The sequence below is a fragment of the Phycisphaeraceae bacterium genome (genome assembly GCA_019636655.1).
Lineage (GTDB): Bacteria > Planctomycetota > Phycisphaerae > Phycisphaerales > UBA1924 > JAHBXB01.
The window spans coordinates 447,316-465,933 of record JAHBXB010000001.1; the positions used below are offsets into that span (position 1 = coordinate 447,316).

15 protein-coding genes, 1 tRNA gene and 1 pseudogene are annotated in these 18,618 nt (G+C 65.9%); 14 read left to right on the forward strand and 3 right to left on the reverse strand.

All coding sequences use genetic code 11. The annotated features are described in order from the left end of the window. Positions 1-12: 12 nt before the first annotated feature. From fliS to KF745_01925, 3 genes are all read right to left on the reverse strand, one after another. A complete protein-coding gene (gene fliS / locus KF745_01915) occupies positions 13-486 on the reverse strand; it encodes a flagellar export chaperone FliS (GenBank protein MBX3357163.1) in 474 nt (157 codons plus the stop codon). 70 nt (positions 487-556) lie between these two features. Beyond that, a complete protein-coding gene (gene fliD / locus KF745_01920) occupies positions 557-3,433 on the reverse strand; it encodes a flagellar filament capping protein FliD (GenBank protein MBX3357164.1) in 2,877 nt (958 codons plus the stop codon). A 72-nt stretch (positions 3,434-3,505) separates the two neighbouring features. Further along, positions 3,506-3,712: a hypothetical protein gene (locus tag KF745_01925; GenBank protein ID MBX3357165.1), complete on the reverse strand. Its 207-nt coding sequence runs from the start codon at positions 3,710-3,712 to the stop codon at positions 3,506-3,508. 336 nt (positions 3,713-4,048) lie between these two features. Between KF745_01925 and KF745_01930 the strand changes: the two genes are divergently transcribed. The 14 genes and pseudogenes from KF745_01930 to KF745_01995 all read left to right on the forward strand — a co-directional run bounded on the left by KF745_01930 (position 4,049) and on the right by KF745_01995 (position 18,588). Beyond that, a complete protein-coding gene (locus tag KF745_01930) occupies positions 4,049-4,675 on the forward strand; it encodes a hypothetical protein (protein ID MBX3357166.1) in 627 nt (208 codons plus the stop codon). A 45-nt stretch (positions 4,676-4,720) separates the two neighbouring features. Further along, positions 4,721-5,785: an ABC transporter permease gene (locus KF745_01935; protein ID MBX3357167.1), complete on the forward strand. Its 1,065-nt coding sequence runs from the start codon at positions 4,721-4,723 to the stop codon at positions 5,783-5,785. A gap of 32 nt (positions 5,786-5,817) precedes the next feature. After that, positions 5,818-6,813 carry an ABC transporter substrate-binding protein gene (locus KF745_01940; GenBank protein MBX3357168.1) on the forward strand — a complete coding sequence of 332 codons (996 nt, stop codon included), beginning with the start codon at positions 5,818-5,820 and terminating at the stop codon, positions 6,811-6,813. An 18-nt stretch (positions 6,814-6,831) separates the two neighbouring features. Continuing rightward, on the forward strand, positions 6,832-7,986 hold the full coding sequence (locus KF745_01945; GenBank protein ID MBX3357169.1) for an ABC transporter permease: 1,155 nt from the start codon (positions 6,832-6,834) through the stop codon (positions 7,984-7,986). A gap of 68 nt (positions 7,987-8,054) precedes the next feature. Then, positions 8,055-9,020 (forward strand): annotated as a pseudogene (locus KF745_01950) (ABC transporter ATP-binding protein). Between the two features lie 261 nt (positions 9,021-9,281). Beyond that, positions 9,282-10,496 (forward strand): hypothetical protein, encoded by a 1,215-nt coding sequence (locus KF745_01955; GenBank protein MBX3357170.1) that lies wholly within the window; start codon positions 9,282-9,284, stop codon positions 10,494-10,496. Positions 10,497-10,539: 43 nt separating this feature from the next. After that, positions 10,540-12,123: an exodeoxyribonuclease VII large subunit gene (gene xseA, locus KF745_01960; GenBank protein ID MBX3357171.1), complete on the forward strand. Its 1,584-nt coding sequence runs from the start codon at positions 10,540-10,542 to the stop codon at positions 12,121-12,123. A gap of 45 nt (positions 12,124-12,168) precedes the next feature. Next, positions 12,169-12,426 carry an exodeoxyribonuclease VII small subunit gene (gene xseB, locus KF745_01965; GenBank protein ID MBX3357172.1) on the forward strand — a complete coding sequence of 86 codons (258 nt, stop codon included), beginning with the start codon at positions 12,169-12,171 and terminating at the stop codon, positions 12,424-12,426. 57 nt (positions 12,427-12,483) lie between these two features. Then, on the forward strand, positions 12,484-13,422 hold the full coding sequence (locus tag KF745_01970) for a cytochrome c (GenBank protein MBX3357173.1): 939 nt from the start codon (positions 12,484-12,486) through the stop codon (positions 13,420-13,422). Positions 13,423-13,479: 57 nt separating this feature from the next. After that, complete coding sequence (locus tag KF745_01975) at positions 13,480-14,835, forward strand: prepilin peptidase (GenBank protein ID MBX3357174.1); 1,356 nt, start codon at positions 13,480-13,482, stop codon at positions 14,833-14,835. Positions 14,836-14,996: 161 nt separating this feature from the next. Next, the gene (locus tag KF745_01980) at positions 14,997-15,662 is read left to right on the forward strand and encodes an OmpA family protein (protein MBX3357175.1); all 666 of its coding nucleotides are present in this window, start codon (positions 14,997-14,999) and stop codon (positions 15,660-15,662) included. A gap of 79 nt (positions 15,663-15,741) precedes the next feature. Next, a tRNA-Val gene (locus KF745_01985) sits at positions 15,742-15,815 on the forward strand. Between the two features lie 685 nt (positions 15,816-16,500). Continuing rightward, positions 16,501-17,877, forward strand: coding sequence for a hypothetical protein (locus KF745_01990; GenBank protein ID MBX3357176.1), 1,377 nt, complete (start codon positions 16,501-16,503; stop codon positions 17,875-17,877). A 90-nt stretch (positions 17,878-17,967) separates the two neighbouring features. Continuing rightward, entirely contained in the window at positions 17,968-18,588 is a 621-nt protein-coding gene (locus tag KF745_01995) for a hypothetical protein (GenBank protein ID MBX3357177.1), read from the forward strand. Positions 18,589-18,618 lie beyond the last annotated feature (30 nt).

Sequence of the window (18,618 nt, forward strand, 5' to 3'; positions counted from 1 at the left end):
GACCTGGGCGGCTCAGCCCTGCACGCTCAGCGGCCGGTGCTCGGCCGCGGCGGGGGGGGGCGGCGCCGGACGGGATCGATCGGGGACGTTGGCTTGCCCTCGTTCACCGGCGAGCTTGTCCATCAGCATGCGCCATGTCTCGCGTTCGTACTCGAGCAACTGGATCACATGGTCGGCCTTTGTCTGGTCTTTTTCCAGACTGGCCGACGTGAGCTCGGTGTACATGTAGGTGTACAACGATGACACCTTGGCGCAGAGATCGGGATCGACCTCGGGGCGCGTTGAGGTGATGAGCTCGACGAGGATGTCGCGGCAGCGCTGGAAGCCGTTGTACACAGCCTCGTAGTTCTTGGTGCCGAGCGCATCACGCCCCTGTCGCGCGAATCGCACGGCGCCATCCAGGAGCATCAGCCGCAGCTCCTCGGGACTGGCGGTGAGGATCTTGGTGCGGAGGTACGGATTGACGTTTGCGGTTTCACTGCTCATGGGCGACGGAACTATCGGGCCATGGGAGGGGCGGCTTGAGCAACGGGCGGCCTGGAATCGTCGTTGCGGGTTATCGGGCCGCCAGGGCGGCGAGGCCGCCGAGCGAGGACTGCTGGGACTGCAGCGAGGCGATGGCCTGCTCCATCTGCAGGAACTGGCGGGAGAGAACGATGCGCTTGTTCTCCAGCTTCTTGTCGATGTCGGCGATGCGGTCGTTCTGGAGCTTGATCTGGGCCTCGAAGCCGTCGGCACGGGACTTAAAAAGGCCCGCGGCGATATCCACGTAGGACTCCGCCAGCCGTCCGATCTGTTCCATGACGCCAAGGGTCGTGTACGTCGGGGTTGTCGGGTTGCTGTCGACAACCACGGGCTGGTCCGGCGTGGGCGTTGTCGGATTGGTCGGCGGTGTTGCCGCGACCTTTGCGGAGAACAGGTCGGCGACAGCCTGTGCATCCTGGTTAAGCGCCGCGCGGAGCGCATCAGTGTCAAGGGTGACCGAGGCGCCAGAACCGATCTTGATGCCCACCTGCGACAGGAACTGGAATGTCCCGGAGACGCCGATGGCCTTGGCCTGGATGGAGCTGAACAGCGAACTCCGCAGTTGCACAGCAGTCGAATCGCCGAGGAGGGTTCCTTTCTTCTTGGTCGCCTCGTCGTACTTGGTGTAGGTCGCGATGCGGGCGGTGATCTCGTTGAACTTGTCGACGAACTCCTGGACCGCGGTGACAATCGCGTCCGTATCCCGCGACACCGTGAGGGACACGGGCGTGGTGCTGGTGGATACGGCATCGAGGCGGACACCCGGGACAATCCCATCGAACGTGTTGGTGGTGCTTTCGAGCAGCACGCCGCGGGCCGGGTCGTCGACGCCGTAGAACATGCGGGCGTCGGAGCCGCGGCTGAGCGTGACGAAGGACAGGTCGACGCCGCCGGTATCGAGCGTGAACCGGCCGGCCTTGCCGGTCAGTTTGCTGGAGAGGCTGAGCCTGAAGGGCGTCGCGCCGTTGCCATCGCTGATGACAGCCGCGGAGACGTTGATGTTCGCGGAGTTGATCTTCTGGGCGATGGTGTCGAGGGTATCGGCAGCCGTGAAAGCGACCTTCCGCTCGTAGGAACCGTCGATCGTGTTGTCGTCGCCGGTGCCGGCGGCCTCGCCGGCGATGTTCAGGCTCTTGGCGACCGTGCCGGAAGCGTCTGTGATCCGGATCTTGGATCCGCCGGTTTCGCCGGCTCGCTCGCGGATCAGGATGCCGTCGCCGTTGGCGTTGATCACCGCCTCGACGTTCAGCGTGGCGCCGTTGATCTGCGCCAGGACATCGCCGATCGTCCGGGTGGACTCGCTGATGGTGATGGTCGCACGCCGGCCGTCGCTGCCGGTGATCTCGAACGATCCCGTGCCGATGCCGGACCCGCCATTGAGCGTCGACAGCGATGTGCCCAGGGCGATGTAGCGGTGCTGCAGGCGCTGGCCGCTGAAGGTGGCCGAGGCAACTCCGGCGGGATCTGTGGCGAGCCCCAGGGCGGTCGCTCCGCCACCAGAAACAATCAGGTTGCCGCTGCCGCCGGTGGAATCGGTGAGCTTCAGGCCGGTGCCGGTCGCGTCGAGGGAGGCCCGTACCTTGACACTCCCGCCGGCGGTGGTGGCGGTATTGATCGCGTCGATGATGTCCGAGACCGAGCCGCCGGTGGGGACGGTGAAGCTGTACGAGGCGCCGGTCCGATCGGTGATCGTAATATCACCGGCGGCAAGGCCGAGGCCGCCGTTGAGATTGGAAGCGAGGGTCGAGTTGATGCCCGCGACCACACGGGCGCCGGTGATCGTGCTGGACGCGACGTTGGCTTCAAGGCCCAGGTCCGTGGCGGCGGTGCTCGCGGCGTTCCCGGTACCGGCATTGGCGACGACAAAGTTTCCCGTGCCGCCGGTATTGTCGGTCAGGGTCAGGCCCGTGCCGTCTGCGGAGATCGCCGCGGTGACCGTACCGTTGGACTGGGTATTGATCCTGGTGATGACGTCCTGGATCGACGACGATGCGGAGGCGATCTTGACGCTCTGGCCGTCGTACATGTCACCGAGGTCGATGAGCACGGAGGCGCCGTCGCGGGTGGTGATCGCCAGGTCGGGCGTGCTGGTGCCCGCGGCGGCGTTGAAACGGACGCCGTTTCCATCGCGGACGGCCGAGAGCGACGTGCCGCCGCCGACATAGTGGATGCGGGAGCCGGTCAGGACCTTGCCGGCGGGAGTGGTTGCGGATGTGCCCGCGATGCCGAGGCTGGTGGCCGTGTCGTACCCGGGGGCGTTCGCAACGACAAGCTGGCCGGCTCCCCCGGCCGTGTCGCTGAGCACCAGATGGTCGCCCTGCGCCGAGGCCGTGAACCTGCCGTTCCCGGCGGCGTTGATCGCTTCGAGCACCTCGCCGACCGTGGCGGTTCGCGAGAGGTCGACAGTGACCGCGGTTCCCGCGGAGTCCGTCACCGTGATCTTGCCACGGGCAACGCCGGCCCCGCCGTTGAGGTCGGAGAGGCTGATGTCGCGGTCCAGGCGGCCGCGATCGGACTCGAAGATGAACTGCGAAGCGCCGAGGCCGGAGATATTGCGATCGGCGAACCCGCGGGAGAGCACCTGCTGGCTCGAGACCACGCGGTCCACGATGAACGTGTAGTTGCCCGGCAGAGCGCCGGTGGTTGCGGCGGCGCTGAGCACGGAGGGATTGCTGCTGGTCGCAACGGCGGACTGGAAGATCTTCTTGGTTGAGAACGACGTGGCGAGGGTCTTGAGCGCGCCGACGCGGGTGTTCAGATCGAGGAACGCGGCTTGCTGGGCCTGAATCTGGATAAGCCGCTGCTGAGCCAGGGTCTTGGGCCTGGCCTCGATCTGGAGCAACTGCTCGATGAGCTGGCCGCTGTTGATGCCGCTAAACAGGCCCGTGGTGCTGGTGATTCCGCTCATGCGCCCTCCATGGCGTGCGAAGGTCGAAACAGATCAAGGTGGAGCGTGGGCGGTGGGACGAACGGGTCGGCCTTACGACGCGGCCCGGGTCTGCGAGCGAGAACCCCGGTGCAGCCCGGACCGCACGTGGAACTGCGGCACGCCGCCGCGGGCGCTCGGTCGTTCCAGGCCCTTTCGGCCGAGCCGAAGGCTGTCCATGACCCAGCCGTTGAGGGTGCGCTGGAACATGGCTTTGGCCTTCGCCTCAGTCATTCTGCGACCGGTCGAATCCTGCTTCACGGCCAGGGCTCCTTCCCGCCGAACGCGGCCGACGCGTGTAGATCGGCCCTGCTCTGTAGTCTGCTGTAATTCGGGATCCAAACAAAACAGGTACAAAAGTCGCGGTCCCGGAACGACCGGTGTACTCATCGGCTTCAGCACCGGGCGTCTTGCCCGTGCAGTCCATTTCATGCTCGAAACCGCCAGCGTTCACGCACCCGAGCCCCCCGGTGAGCGTTGTTACGCAATCAGCGAACGACGCAGGGCTACGCGCCGATAATGAGGCGCGGCAGTTTGCCGGGTATTCGCCGCGTATCCCGGGAAAGTTCAGGAACCGGCAATCGACGGAGTTTAGTTGTGATGCAGGACTGGTGCCCCACGATTCTCCGGCGAACGGCGACCGCCATCTCGGCGCTCCTCCTCCTTTCCGCGGTCGGGGGCATCATACTGACAGTTGTCAACACGCCCAAGCCGGCGTGGTTTGCCCTGTCGTTTGAGGTGGCCATTTTGGGGGCAACTGCGGTCGGGTTGGCAGCGGGGTTGCGGCGGACGGGGCGGTGCACCGCGATGGCCTACGCCTGTGTTGCCGGAGTGGTCATGGCCGGGTCGTTCCTGTCGGGGCTCAGCGCCCATTGGACCCTTGGGTCGCTGGACTTACGGTTGATCGTGATCGCTCGGATCGCCGCGGCGGGCGTGCTGGCGCTGATCGCGGCGTGGGCCATCCTGGGCCGGGCGCCCACGCGCACGGTTCCGATGCTGGCTCGAGCGGGTGCTGCGGGTGTGGTGGCGTCGGGCTTGCTCGTTGGGGTTTGGTTGCTCCGCGCCCAGTTCGCGGGGATGTCCGAGGTTGTGCGGTTCGTGCTGGGAGTCGTTGTGTTTCTGATTCTGACGGGCCTCGTTGCGGCGGCAGTCGATCGACTGATTCGTGCGTTCGAGATCGGCGTCGAATCGCCGCCTCCCGGAGCGCCGCCCGCAACCCGCTGACAATGCAGCACAGGGTCTGTGGTGGTCTGGTAGGATCGTTGCGGAATGACCGCGAAGCGATCCAAGGCCGACTGGCGCGTTCGACTCGGATCGGCGATGGCGACGTACGGGTCGGTTGTTGCCCTCGCGATGCTCCTGCTCGTCGGGTCACGGCTCAGCGAGTCGTTCATCTCGATCGCGAACTTCAACAACATCCTGCGTCAGAACTCGGTGGTCGGCATCATTGCTGTTGGGATGACGTTCGTCATCATTCTGGGCGGCATCGACCTCTCGGTCGGCTCGCTCGTGGCGATGCTTGGCGGGCTGGGAATCCTCGCGATGAACACGGCGAGCGCCGCCGGAGCGCCGGATTGGCTCGCCATCGTTGTTGGAGCGTCGGTGATGGTGCTTGGGGGGCCGCTGGTGGGGATGGGGAGCGGGGTCCTGATTGCAAAGGGACGGATCGCACCCTTTATCGCCACGCTTGGGGGCATGGCGGCGTTCCGCTCGATCTCGCTCGCGGCGGCCGACGGGGGGGAGTTCCGGTCGGCGGTCTCGGCTTTCGGGGTCATTGGGTCGGGGGGAATCGAGATTCCCTTTGTTCAGATCAGCGAGGGCGTGGCCATGCGGGTGCATTACCCCGTCCTGGCCTTCCTGATCGTCGCCGCTGTAGCCCACGTGGTGCTCAGGCGCACGACGCTGGGCACGTATATCCACGCCATCGGCGACAACGATCGCGCGGCTCGCTATGCGGCCATCCCGGTCGATCGGGTGCGGATTGTGACGTACGGGATCAGCGGATTGGCGTGCGGAATCGGGGCCCTGCTGATCGCATCGCGGCTCAACTCGGTGAGCAGTTCGCAGACCGGGACACTCTATGAACTCGACGCGATCGCCGCCGTGGTGGTCGGCGGGACTCGGATGCAGGGGGGAGCGGGTCGGGTATGGGGGACCGTGGTGGGCGTCCTCCTTCTGGGGGTTGTCAATAACATGCTCAACATGGTCTCGAGCAGCGAGACGCTCAGGTGGCTCGGACTTGGAAGCGTGAACATGATCCACCTGCAAGGGCTGGTCAAGGGGGCGATCATTGTGGCCGCGGTGCTGGTGCAGCGGCCGGGTCGGCAGGCCTGAGCGGTCGACAACTCAGGCGAAGGAGCGAGGCGATGCGTGGATGGGCGAGTCTGGCGGCGGCGTGCATGGTGGTAGTTGCGGGTGCAGCGGTGCTTGTTGGCGCGGGGGGCGAGGTCTCGGCGCAGCCGAAGGAGGCGGCGACCTCAAAGAAGCTGCGCATCGGTGTGTCCGTACCGGCCGCCGATCACGGCTGGACGGCTGGAATCGGCTGGTGGGCGCAGAAGGCCATGGAGCTGCACCCCGAAATCGATTGGGTGTACGCCACCGCAAACAACCCCGAGAAGCAGACCGCCGACATCGAGGACATGATGGTCAAGGGGGTCGACGGGCTCGTGATCCTGGCGACGGAATCGACCCCGCTCACGCCCGTGGCCAAGCGGGCTCATGACCGCGGGATCTTCATCGTCAACGTTGATCGCGGGTTCACGGAGCCGGTGGCTGACGTGTTTCTTGAGGGGGACAACAAGGCATTCGGTCGTAAGGCCGCCGAGTTCATGGCGCAGAAGCTTGGTGGCAAGGGGAACATCGTGATCCTCTCGGGCATCCCGTGCACGGTGGATACAGACCGTGTCACGGCCGCGATGGAGGTTTTCTCGCGGTACCCGGGGATCAAGGTCCTCGGCAGCCAGCCGGCGATGTGGAGCCGCGAGAAAGCGCTGGCTGTGATGGAGAACTTCCTGACGCAGTTCCCGAAGATCGACGCTGTTTGGGCCGCGGACGACGACATGGCGCTTGGGGCCATCCAGGCGATCAAGGAATCGGGACGCCAGAAGCAGATGTGGGTGTTCCCGGGAGCCGGCATGAAGGAAGTGGTCAAAATGGTCATGGACAAAGACCCTATGGTCCCGGCCAATATCACCTACTCGCCGTCGATGATCGCGGCGGGGATCCACACGGCGGTTTCGGTGCTGCGAGATGGCAATCGTGAGAAGGTGATGCAGTTCATGCCCCGGCACCTGATGATCGATGTCGAGCTCATCACTCCGGAGAACGCGGCGCAGTACTACTTCCCCGACGCCGTGTATTGATCACGGGTGAGCCGCCGCATGGATGCACCATCGAGGCCGAGCGGATGGCTGAACAGCCTGTGGCGGGCGGCGAGACACCGCCCCGCCGCGGCGGTTGGTGCGGTGTGGCTGGCGCTGGTGGTGCTGTGTTGCGTTGGGACGCTGCCTTGGACTCTTGGATCAGGACCCAGTGGTCCGCGGTACGACGTGCAGGACCGACTTGCAAGGAGCCTGCCTCCGTCCTGGGCGCCCGGCAACGAGATCCCGCAAGGGCCAGGGGTTGACCGACTCCCGGATTCACGTGCCAAGCGCCTCCATGATGTGGCGGCCAGAGAGGCGATCAATGCGGAGGCCCGGCGGCGGGGCACGACTTCCGGGGAGATGGCGGCGAGCGGCTTTGTCCCAAGCGGCGACCAGCTTCGCGATTCGGCGCCGACGATGCTGATGGGCACCGATGTGCTCGGGCGTGACTTATTTGTGCGGATCATCGCTGGCGGTGGCGTATCTCTTGGTGTCGGGCTGGCGGCGGCGCTGATCTCCGTGTTCCTCGGGACGCTCTACGGCGCTGTGGCGGGCTACGCCGGCGGGCGAGTTGACTCACTGATGATGCGCCTCGTCGATATTCTCTATGGACTGCCATACATCCTGCTCGTGGTGCTGCTCGCGGTGGCATCAGATGCGGTCGTCCAGCGGCTCCAGATCGAACGGGCGAGGAGTGGGCTGCCCGAGCTTCCCTCGTCGCGTGTCGAGATGCTACAGGTTGTCACGCTGCTGGTCGCGATCGGTGGGGTATCGTGGCTCACCATGGCGAGGGTGATCCGTGGCCAGGTTCTCAGCTTCAAGGCACGGCCGTTCGTTGAGGCGGCGCGAGCGGTCGGCGCAACGCCGACGCGGATATTCCTGCGGCACCTCTTGCCGAACCTTGTTGGGCCGATCGTGGTCTACGCCACTCTCACCGTGCCGCAGGCCATTCTGCAGGAGAGTTTTCTCTCGTTTCTCGGAATTGGTGTCCGACCGCCGCTCCCGAGCTGGGGGAGTCTCGCGGCGGACGGGCTGAGCGAACTGAACCCGTATCAATCGAACTGGTGGTTACTCGCGTTCCCCTGCCTGATGCTGGCCACCACATTGCTCGCCCTCAACTTCGTCGGCGAGGGGCTCCGCGAGGCCCTCGATCCAAGGAGGGCCGCGCCGTGACCCTGCTCCGCGTGAACGACCTGAGCGTGTCGTTCCGATCGCGCGCCGGCTCGTGGCGGCGCGTGGTCGATGGGGCATCGTTCATCGTGCATCCCCGCCAGACCCTGGCGATTGTCGGCGAATCCGGGAGCGGCAAAACCGTCACCGCGCTAAGCCTCATGCGGCTCTTGCCCGAGGACTCGGCGCGGATCGACACCGGGTCTGCCGTCCTGGAATCGCGAGAAGGCCCGGTTGACCTGCTGCGTTGCCCCGAGCGTCAGTCCAGGCGGCTCCGAGGCGGCGACGTCGCGATGATTTTTCAGGAGCCTATGACGAGCCTGAACCCGGTGTTCACGATTGGAGAGCAGATTGTTGAGGCAGTGCAGTGGCATCAGTCGGTGAGCCGGGCCGAGGCACGCGACATCGCCTCTGCGGCGCTTGAAGAAGTTGGTATCTCCGGCGCCCGTTCCCGGCTGGGTCACTACCCGCACCAGTTCTCGGGAGGGATGAGGCAGCGGGTGATGATCGCCATGGCGCTGGCCTGTCGACCGCGGCTGCTGTTGGCCGACGAACCGACCACCGCACTTGACGTCACCGTTCAGGCCCAGGTGCTGGACCTGCTTCGCTCACTCAAGCACTCGCGAGATCTCTCGATGGTGCTGATTACACACGCCCTGAGCCTGGTCGCTGAGCACGCCGATACGGTGTGCGTGATGCACGCCGGTCGGATCATCGAGTACGCTCCGGTTCGCCTCCTTCTGTCGAGACCGATGCACCCATACACCCAGGGACTCTTGGCGTGTGTACCGACGGTTGGCGGCGCTCGTGGGAGATTCCAGACGATTCGTGAGTTTGTTGACGATCCAAGCCGGTATGCTCCATTGGCCGACGGCCATGTACCCTGGTGGCCGGGACGTGTGGCGCCGCCGGATGCCGGTCCCAGTTCCGATCTCGCAGAGATTGGTCCTAGCCATTGGCTTCGAATCTGGTCGAACCGTGCAGCCCGGGGTGCCCGTTTCGACTCCGACAGCGCTCGAGCTGTCGGACCGACTTAGAGAGATGGGACGCCACGTTTTCAACAGGCGGGATTGGAACGGCATTGACTTATCGCCTGCGGGTCCGACGATCCTGGAGATGGGACAATTCGAAGTATGTAAATTCTTGCAGTATCTAGACTTGTACAGAAATAACGATTGCCCAACAAACCCACGATTGGCGTACGTGGAGCGTGCCCGGGACGGCAGCAAAGACTTTTCCACATTCAACTCACGGCGGACACGGCAGGAGTTTGCGACTACTTACCTGGAGCTGCACGCGTGCGAGCCCTGATCCTTGCGGATGAGAGTTTCTCGGGGCGTGAGCAGGGCATGCTCACGCGCCTGGAGGTCGGGTTGGTCGCCGAGGGGGTGCGCGTCGTGCGGGCGGTGCCCGCCACGGCGCTGGATTCGGCGCCGGGCGCTGTGTATTCGCCTGTGGTGGGGTACGACGTTGGGTTGATGGGACTCAGGCGTTCGAGCCGCGCCCGAGCCCTCGTTGACCGGGTGCAGGGCGCACTCGAGTCCTCGGCCGGGGCGCAAGGGAGCAAGGCGCTGCAGGAAAGTCTGGTCGGGGAGGCCGCGCTCGTCGACGTTGTGCATTGTTTCGGCGACGCCGCGTGGCCGCTCGGGATTGAGCTGGGGCTGCAGACCGGGGCTGGTGTTGTGCTCGAAGTCACATCGGCCCGTGCGGTCGCGCGTGCGGCGGAACTGGCGGCGCATCACGGGTGGGGGAGCGAGCCGCCGGCCGTCGTGCTCTTTGCGCCCGATCTGGCGATGGCACGGGCCCTTGAGGAGGCAGTTGGGCGGGTGTCGGTCTCGTCCGGTGGCAAGACTGCCGGAGGGCGAATCGCGCTTTCCCCCTGGGGCGTGCACGCGCCCGGCACGCTTCCCGCGCACCGACGAGTGCCGCTGGACCCTGCCGCACCGATCTCCATTGCGGTGCTGCTCAGCGACGAACGAGGCGATCACGCGCTGACGCCGGTGATCACGGCCCTATCGGAAGTTGCCAGGAGATGCCCGGAACTGCTCGTGTTCTTTGATGCAGGGTGCCAGCGCCACGCGCAGGTCTGGCGCCGCTCATCAGAGCTTGGGCTGCTGCCCCGGATCTCGATGGTGGGAGACATGGAGTCCCATCGCGAGCCGGTGTTGCACGTGGATCTGCTGCTGCAGCCCGGAGCCGGGGCCGAGCATCGCTCGCTTACACTCGACGCCATGGCGGCCGGGGCATTGGTGGTCGCAGCCGCGGACCCGCTTGTCGATTGCCTGATCGGGGGCACGACGGCCACGGTCATCACCGAGGACCGGCGGGCGGATACCGCGTCGTGGGCGGAGGCGATCATGTCGCTGATTGCGGAGCCCGACCGTGCCTTGCGCCAGCGGGAAACAGCGCTGGCATGGGTGCGGGACCACCGATCGGGCGCCGGGCATGTGGCGGCGGTGCTGAAGGGCTACGAGCAACTCGTCGGTCCGGGGGCACGCGCCGAGAAGGACTAGGCGGAAGGGCGACGGCGGGTGCCCAGGCAGGTAGGCTGTGCACATGGGACGACTCCCGTTTGATCCGCAGCGGATGGCCGCGGCACCGCAGCACGGGCCGCTGAGTGGGGGGGGGGAATCGCGGCTCACCGTGAGCCAACTCGCCTCATTGATCGAAGGGGTGTTGCGAGACGCGTTGCCCGCGAAAGTGCGGGTCGTTGGCGAGGTCAGCGGGTTTCAGGCCAAGGGACACTGGTACTTCTCCCTCAAGGACGCCGCCGCGGTCATCGGCTGCGTGATGTGGGAGTCTGCCGCGCGACGCTCGGTGTTTGAGCCGACCGACGGGCAGGAGGTTGTTCTCACCGGCAGAGTCGAGTTCTGGGGCAAGGGCGGGCGGACGCAGTTCTACGTCGAGCGGATTGAGCCGGTCGGGGCAGGGGCCCTCGATCTCAAGTTCCGGCAGCTCTGCGAGGAACTGAAGGGACTGGGCTGGTTCTCTCCGGATCGGAAACGACCGGTGCCGACGTTTCCGCGGCGGGTCGCCGTTATCACCAGCCGGACCGGCGCAGCCTTGCAGGACGTGCTCGACACCATGCGGCGTCGCTGTCCGGCTGTGGGCCTCGGAGTGATCGATGTTCGCGTGCAGGGGGATGGAGCGGCGGCGGAGATTGCCGCCGCAATCCGGTGGGTATCGAGGGTGCACGCCGCCGAGGGGATCGACGCGGTCCTCCTTACGCGTGGCGGAGGTTCGAAAGAGGACCTCTGGGCGTTTAACGAGCGAATCGTCGCCGAGGCGGTCGTGCAATCGGCCATTCCGGTGGTAGCGGCGATCGGTCATGAGACAGACACAACCATCGCAGAGCTGGTTGCGGACGAGCGGTGCGCGACGCCGACGCAGGCCGCGATGCGGGTCACGCCCGATCGGGACGCGCTCCGTGAGCAGATTGGGACAATGGGGGGACGGCTGGCCTCGATCATGTCGCGTGCCTGTAAGCATGAGCGTGAGCGTCTTCGGTCGGCCGCCCGCCACCCATTTTTCAGCGATCCCGGCGTCATCGTTGCGGATCGACGGGACGACGCCGCCGACGCCGCGGTGCGGCTGGCGTCGGTCGTTCGGCGGAGGGTATCCGACGCGGGTGTGCGGCTTGAACGGGCGTCTGGGGCGCTGGAGCGGCACCGCCCGGCAGCGGTGTACGCACGCCGAGCGGCGGAAGTCGCGAGGTTCGGCGCCGCGCTTCGGGCCGCGATGGCCGGCAGACTCGTCCGAGCACGGGCCGAGGCGGAGGCGGCCGCGCGACGGCTGGTCGGGGCGGTCCGTGTCGTGCTGCCACGAGAGGGAAGCAGGGTGGCGGCCGCGGAGCGTGCCCTGGAGCTCGTCGGACCGATCAGCGTTCTCCGCCGGGGGTTTTCCGTGACGTTGCGCGGCGATGGGAGCGTTGTTCGCTCAATCGGCGACGTGCGAAGCGGCGAGGTGTTGGATACGCGACTTGTTGATGGAACGGTCCGGTCAACGGTTCAGGGCGATGCGAGCGGCCATGGAGCAATCCCCGTGGAACGCGTTGCTCAGGCGGAGACCGCGCGGGCACGGCGCAAGGCGGGCCGGGCGGGCGCGGTCTCCAAGGGGCAGATGGACCTGTTCGGGGGTTGATGCTACGTTGGACCACGGCAGCTGCCGGCAAGCGAGGTGGGATCGATGAGCCCAACACGACAGGGATCGGGCGAAAAGGGAGCAACGGGCGACGCCGCCGAGCCGGCGTTCGAGGAAGCGCTCGCACGGGTCGAAGCGATCATCGAACGAATCGAGGGAGGTGAAGTCGGCCTCGAGGAGTCGTTGGCTCAGTACGAAAAAGGGGTCGAGATGATCCGTCGCTGCCGCGTGCTCCTCGAGAGGGCCGAACAGAAGGTCGAGGAGTTGACCGCAAAGATGAAGCAGGATCGTGGCGGCGAGTAGATCCGCAACATCTCCGACTGGCGTCGGTAGACAGTCGGGGATGGTGGTAGCGAACCGATGAAGTGCTTTCGACTTGTCATCGTGATTGGCGGGCTCGTCGTCTGGGGCTCCTTGTTCTCGTGCTCCTCGGCCTCGAAGGCGCCCCCATCGGCGGGAACTGCCGAAACCGCCAGCCCGCGCCACGCGCTCCACAATGTTCACCGGGTCAACGATCGCATTGTCTCCGGGTCGGTCCCCGAGGGCGGACCGGGATTCGATGATCTCCGGGACATGGGCATCCGGACGGTCATTTCGGTCGATGGCGCCACCCCCGACATCGAGGCCGCACAGGCCCGCGGGATGCGGTACGTCCATATTCCGGTTACCTACGCAAACGTGACCAATGCGCAGCGGCTGGAGATCGCCAGGGCGATCCGGGATCTCCCCGGGCCGGTGTATGTCCACTGCCACCACGGCAAGCACCGCGGGCCCGCGGCGGCCGCGGCGGCTGCTGTGGCACTGGGGATCATGACGCCCGACGAGGGGATCGCGTTCATGAAGGCGGCGGGCACCGCGTCGAACTACCAGGGGCTGTATGCCTGCGTGTCAACAGCCGTCGTCGCCAGCGCCGCAGAAATCGACTCCGCGCCAGCGGACTTTCCGCAAGTGCGGCGGGCCCACGGACTGGTCGCCGCGATGGTTGAGGTGGATCAGGCGTACGAACTTCTGGGGGAGATCCGGGCTGCCGAATGGCAAGTGCCTAAAACCCACCCGGACCTGGTTCCCGCAGCCGAGGCGGGGCGGCTTACGGACAACCTCCGGATCGGCGGCGAGGATCCGAAATGCCGGGACCTGGGGGACGACTTCGTGAAGCGGCTCGCCGCGGCCGTTGAGGAAGCGTCGGCGCTTGAGGAGGGGATCGTGGCGGGCGAGCCGCCGGAGTCCCTCGATGCCAAGTGGAAAATCGTCGCCGCCTCGTGCAAGGATTGTCATGCGACGTACCGGGACCGCAGGTAGGCAACCGGTTCAGCCAAAACGGGGGATTCGCCTCGGGCGGGGCCGATAGAGGGGGCCATGCCGGACTACGAGGTGTACCTGCTGATTCTCAAGTTGATGTGGGTGTTCTTTGTCTTTGCGTTTGGGGCGTGTGTCGGGTCGCTCATCAACGTGCTGGTGTACCGGCTGCCGCGTGGGCTCAACGTGGTGACGCCGCCCTCGGCCTGTCCGGCGTGCGGCACGACGCTGACTTGGCGAGAGAACATCCCGGTGCTCGGGTGGCTGGTGCTCGGCGGCAAATGCCGGTTCTGCAAGTCAAAGATCTCGGCGCGGTACCCGATTGTCGAGGCGTTCGTCGGGCTGCTTTTCGCGGGGCTCTTTGTGCTGTGGTACATCGTCCCCGCGTACGCGGTCGAGTTGTCGTGGGACGGTGAGAAGTGGTCCTCGCTTCGTCCCTACTGGTTTCTCAACGACCCGTGGGACACCTGGCCCACCTTCATCATGATTGTGCTTATGCTCGGGGCGTTGACGGCGATGACCCTGATCGACGCCGAGACGTACACGATCCCGCTGGAACTGACCTGGTTTATCGCCATCCTTGGGCTGGTTGTCCATACGGCTCACGCGGGTTGGGTTCAGGCGTACGCCCCGAATGGCCGGCTGCCATGGCCGGCGCCGCACATGAAGGACCACATGGGGTGGGTGTGGTGCATTGCCACGCCGACGAGTTGGAGGTGGATGGGGGCAGCCTTTGGCGGCGCCGTTGGGCTCGCCGTGTCCGGGCTGCTCTTGCGTCTCGGGCTCATCCGACGCAGCTTTGCGGACTACGACCAGTGGGAGGCTCAGGCACGTGCCGCGGCGGAGGCCGAGGGGGATATCGCGCCCCAGGCGACCGCACCGGAGATGTGGCTCATGTACCCGCACGCAAGGCGGGAGATGTTCAAGGAACTGGTGTTCCTGTCGCCCCCGATAGCCCTGGCGTGGATCGGGGGGGTCGTGTGCCACCGGTGGCTTGCCAGCGACACCTTAGCGGGGAGGGTCGGCGTCGTTCCGGACCTGTGGCTTCAGGTTCTTGCCGGGGTGCTCCTGGGGTTTCTCGTTGGCGGCGGCGTGGCGTGGGGGATCCGGATCCTGGGCACGATTGCCTTCGGGAAGGAGGCCATGGGACTCGGTGATGTGTACCTGATGGCCGGAGTCGGGGCATGCCTGGGCTGGATTTCCGCCGTACTGGCCTTTTTCCTGGCGGCGTTCGTCGGGATCTTCTGGCTTGTCATCGGGCTGGTCGCGGGGGGCAGGGTTCAACGGCAACTGCCATATGGCCCGTACCTGGCGGTTGCGACCCTCCTGCTGGTTATCCTCAAGCCGGTTCTGCAACTGGGATTGACCCTGCTTTTTCGGGTTCCCGCGGGCGATCCGCCGATCTACCTGCCGTAGACCCCTCTGTCCGCGATGGATCGCGGCGAACCGCCGGGAGGCGGAAACTGGGGCGGTGAGTCGGACGGGTTTGACACCGGCGGCGTTTCGGATAGCGTTGCCACTTCTTGACCCGTCGGGCGGAGCCGGCGGACTGGCTTGGATGCACGGAGGATGCGCGAATGAACGTGTCGAACGGCTTGATCGGTCAGGTTGCGAAGCTGGTGGCCGGCGGGGTGATGATGGCGGCGTTGGCCGCTGGACTGGGGGGCTGTAACAACGATCTCAAGGATCAGAACGCGGCACTGACGCAGGAGAATCAGGAACTGCGCGACCGCAACTCGCAGCTCGAGAGCCAGCTGCAGACGGCGGACACGGCGAGGTCGGTTGCCGACGGCATGCCGACAGCGACTTATAGCACGGGCCGCCCCTCCGCTCGTCGGAGCAGCTCTCCCGACGACTTCGGTGCGGGCACGCAGATCTCCCGCCAGGGCAACGACATCGTGGTGACGGTTGCGGGCGACGTGCTCTTTGACTCGGGCCAGGCGACGCTCAAGCCGACTTCCAAGAAGACCTTGGACAAGGTCGCGGCGGCGCTCAAGTCCAAGTACAGCGGGAACCCCGTCCGCATCGATGGGTACACGGACACGGACCCGATCCGCAAGAGCAAGTTCGCGAGCAACGAGGCCCTGTCCGCCGCCCGGGCCGAGTCGGTCGAGAACTACCTGATCTCCAAGGGTGTCCCGACGTCCCGGCTCTCGATCCGGGCCATGGGGTCGTCGAACCCCAAGCCCACGAAGAAGGACTCGAGGCGGGTCGAGATCGTCGTCATGGACGGCGGGATCTGATCGCCGCGGCAAACCCGAAGATCCATTGACCGAGGGTGTAGCCCGCGACGGTACGCGGGCTACACTTTCGGCGTTTTATGGGCGATTGGCGCAGCTGGCTAGCGCGCATGCATGACACGCATGAGGTCACTGGTTCGAGTCCAGTATCGCCCACTTTCCACGGTTGCAGGCGGCTCGCATCGGTCGCACCGGCCCGCAAAACCCCTGCAAGACTCGGTGATTCGGCCTCATCCGGCGAGCCTGTGCAATCGGGTGCGATCGGGTACTTCGCCGCTTTTGGCGCCACACTCGGCCGCTTTCCGGCACGACCGCCTTCTTCTTGCTTCGGCGCCCCGGAGCAGTGGTTCTCGGTCCTAGCGAGAGCAACGGCTGACTTGTAGCCCGCTGATTTCATGAAAAGGCGAGGATAGTGCCTTGCGTCCGGCGGGTTTGCTGTATCCTCGCGGACCAAGACCTGAAAAAACACGATCGGTGTTCCCAGCCATCGTGGCTGGCTGGATTCTGTCCAAAGTGATGAGTTTGGAGGTAAACAATGGAAGACGCACGAGCCACGCGACCGAACACAGCCGCCAACACCGCTCGCGTCGTCCAGTTTGCCATGGTGCTACTGGCAGTGCACGTTGCCGCGCCTGATCTGAGTGCCCAATGCTGGCTGAGCGGCGTTGGCGCCCCAGGGCTTGGCGGCGACGCTGCCGCTGCGGTCAGTTGGGATCCGGATGGGTCCGGCCCAATGCCGGCGGAACTGGTTGTTGGCGGCTCGTTTATCACCGCCAGTGGCTCAACCGTAAACCGCATTGCGCGATGGAACGGCACCACGTGGTCGGGGTTTGGAACAGGAATGAATGGCACTGTTAGCGCCCTGACGGTCCTGCCCGGGGGTGACCTCGTCGCCGCGGGGTCGTTCACCACGGCGGGAGGCATCACAGTCAACCGCATCGCACGATGGAACGGGGCCGCTTGGTCCGCGCTGGGCACGGGAATGGACGACCTTGTCAACGCTGTGACGACGCTATCCAATGGCGACCTTGTGGCCGGCGGGAGGTTTACCACGGCGGGCGGCGCGGCGGCAAGCCGCATCGCGAGGTGGGACGGGACGGCGTGGTCCGCCGTCGGTGGTGGGGTCGGCGGGACGCCCCCGTACTACGTTGTTTCGCTCAAGACGCTCGCCAACGGCGATCTGATCGCGGGCGGCTACTTCTCGACGGCGGGTGGCGTCCCGGCGAGTTCGATCGCGCGGTGGGACGGCTCGGCATGGGCGCCGCTCGGCGTCGGGATCAGCGGGGTTGTCAATGCGCTGACAACCATGTCCAACGGCGATCTGATCGTCGGAGGACAGTTCACCAATACGGGCAACCTCGGGCTGGTGGTGCGGCGCATCGCGCGATGGAACGGCACGGCGTGGTCGGCCATCGGCACCGGGATGGATGGCGCCGGGTTCCCGTTGGTGTGGTCGGTGTGGACGCTGCCGCAGGGCGACTTGGTTGCGGCCGGCGACTTCAGCAGCGCCGGGGGAAACGTCGCGAACAATGTCGCTCGCTGGAACGGCACCGCCTGGTCGGCGCTCGGTAGCGGCACCAACAACGTCGTGCGTGCGCTTACGACGCTCAACGACAGTACGCTTGTGGCTGCCGGCAACTTCTCGCTCGCGGGTGGAGCGACAGCGAATCGGGTTGCCCGGTACGCGACCGGCTTCACCGGTCCGCACATTCTGCAGCACCCGCAAGACTCCATTGCCTGTCCCGACCACTCCGTCGAGTTCCACGTGAGCGCCAACGGTCTGAGCCCCTTCACCTACCAATGGCAATGGCAGCCCGCCGGGACGGCCACCGCCTGGGTCGACCTCGCGGTCGGGGACAACGCCGATACCGGAGGCGTGCTCGTCGTGAATGTGACCAACGAGGCGACCGCCACGCTCGAGGCGCGCCCGCTCGCCGGGTACACCAACTTCGCGCCGCGTGAGTTCCGCTGTGTCGTCACCAATGCCTGCGGCGACAGCGTCACGAGCGACGCTGCAACCCTTACAGTGTGCCCGGCGGACTTCGACTGTGACGGTCAGATCACGCCTCTCGACATCGCCGCGTTTGTCAATGCGTGGTCCACCAGCCTTGCTACGGGCACTCTTGCCGGCGATTTCGACTCAGACGGGGCGGTAACCCCTACGGACATTGCGGTCTTCGTGTCCGCGTGGTTTAGTGCAGTTTCCAACGGGTGCTAAGGGACAATGGAGGGCTTGGTCCGGACCCTGATGTGAGTCCTCCGCTGGCTCGGTGATCTGGGCCGACGGCTGCTGTGGTACCCTGATGTTATGGACTCGCCTTCCCAGGTCTGGAGCGAGAACATCGTGCCAGCGGCATCAGGTATCTTGCCGTCCGCCCCGCCGACCCGGGCGGGGGCATTGCCTGCGAGACGCACCGTCTGGCCGTCGGTGGTCGGTATCGTCGCGTTGGTCATCGGTGCCTTAGGGGTGCTGATGAACGCGTGGGGCGTCCTCATGATGCTGGTGCCGGCGGTCTCTCCCGGCATGTCGTCGGTCAACAACGCGACGATGCAGGCATTTGAGACCTACGCACCGCTCCTCCTGCCCTGCTATCTCGCCGGCGTCGTGCTTGCTGTGACGCTGGGCGTTTCCGGGGTCGGGTTGTTGCAGCGGCGGCGGTGGGGGGCGCGGCTCGTGTGGGGCTGGGGATGGGTGAAGATCCTGCAGACGGTTGCCGCCAGCATCGGCGCGGCGCTGATGCAGCGGGCGCAGATGGTCGGGATGGTCTCGTCGACGCCAGTGCCGGCCGGAATGCCAGCCGGGATGCCCGATGTGGTGATGGTGCTGACTCTCATCATGTCCATGGCGTGGGGGCTCGCGCTCCCGGTGTTCGTGCTGGTATGGCTGAGCCTTCGGACGATCAGGGAGCAAACGGCCACCTGGCGCTGAGGTGATCAGCGGCAGATGACGGAGCGATTC

Coding starts and splice junctions, on each gene's coding strand:
- fliS (MBX3357163.1), bottom strand. CDS start 486: ATGAGCAGTGAAACCGCAAACGTCAATCCGTACCTCCGCACCAAGATC.
- fliD (MBX3357164.1), bottom strand. CDS start 3,433: ATGAGCGGAATCACCAGCACCACGGGCCTGTTTAGCGGCATCAACAGC.
- KF745_01935 (MBX3357167.1), top strand. CDS start 4,721: ATGACCGCGAAGCGATCCAAGGCCGACTGGCGCGTTCGACTCGGATCG.
- KF745_01940 (MBX3357168.1), top strand. CDS start 5,818: ATGCGTGGATGGGCGAGTCTGGCGGCGGCGTGCATGGTGGTAGTTGCG.
- KF745_01945 (MBX3357169.1), top strand. CDS start 6,832: ATGGATGCACCATCGAGGCCGAGCGGATGGCTGAACAGCCTGTGGCGG.
- xseA (MBX3357171.1), top strand. CDS start 10,540: ATGGGACGACTCCCGTTTGATCCGCAGCGGATGGCCGCGGCACCGCAG.
- xseB (MBX3357172.1), top strand. CDS start 12,169: ATGAGCCCAACACGACAGGGATCGGGCGAAAAGGGAGCAACGGGCGAC.
- KF745_01970 (MBX3357173.1), top strand. CDS start 12,484: ATGAAGTGCTTTCGACTTGTCATCGTGATTGGCGGGCTCGTCGTCTGG.
- KF745_01975 (MBX3357174.1), top strand. CDS start 13,480: ATGCCGGACTACGAGGTGTACCTGCTGATTCTCAAGTTGATGTGGGTG.
- KF745_01980 (MBX3357175.1), top strand. CDS start 14,997: ATGAACGTGTCGAACGGCTTGATCGGTCAGGTTGCGAAGCTGGTGGCC.
- KF745_01990 (MBX3357176.1), top strand. CDS start 16,501: ATGAATGGCACTGTTAGCGCCCTGACGGTCCTGCCCGGGGGTGACCTC.
- KF745_01995 (MBX3357177.1), top strand. CDS start 17,968: ATGGACTCGCCTTCCCAGGTCTGGAGCGAGAACATCGTGCCAGCGGCA.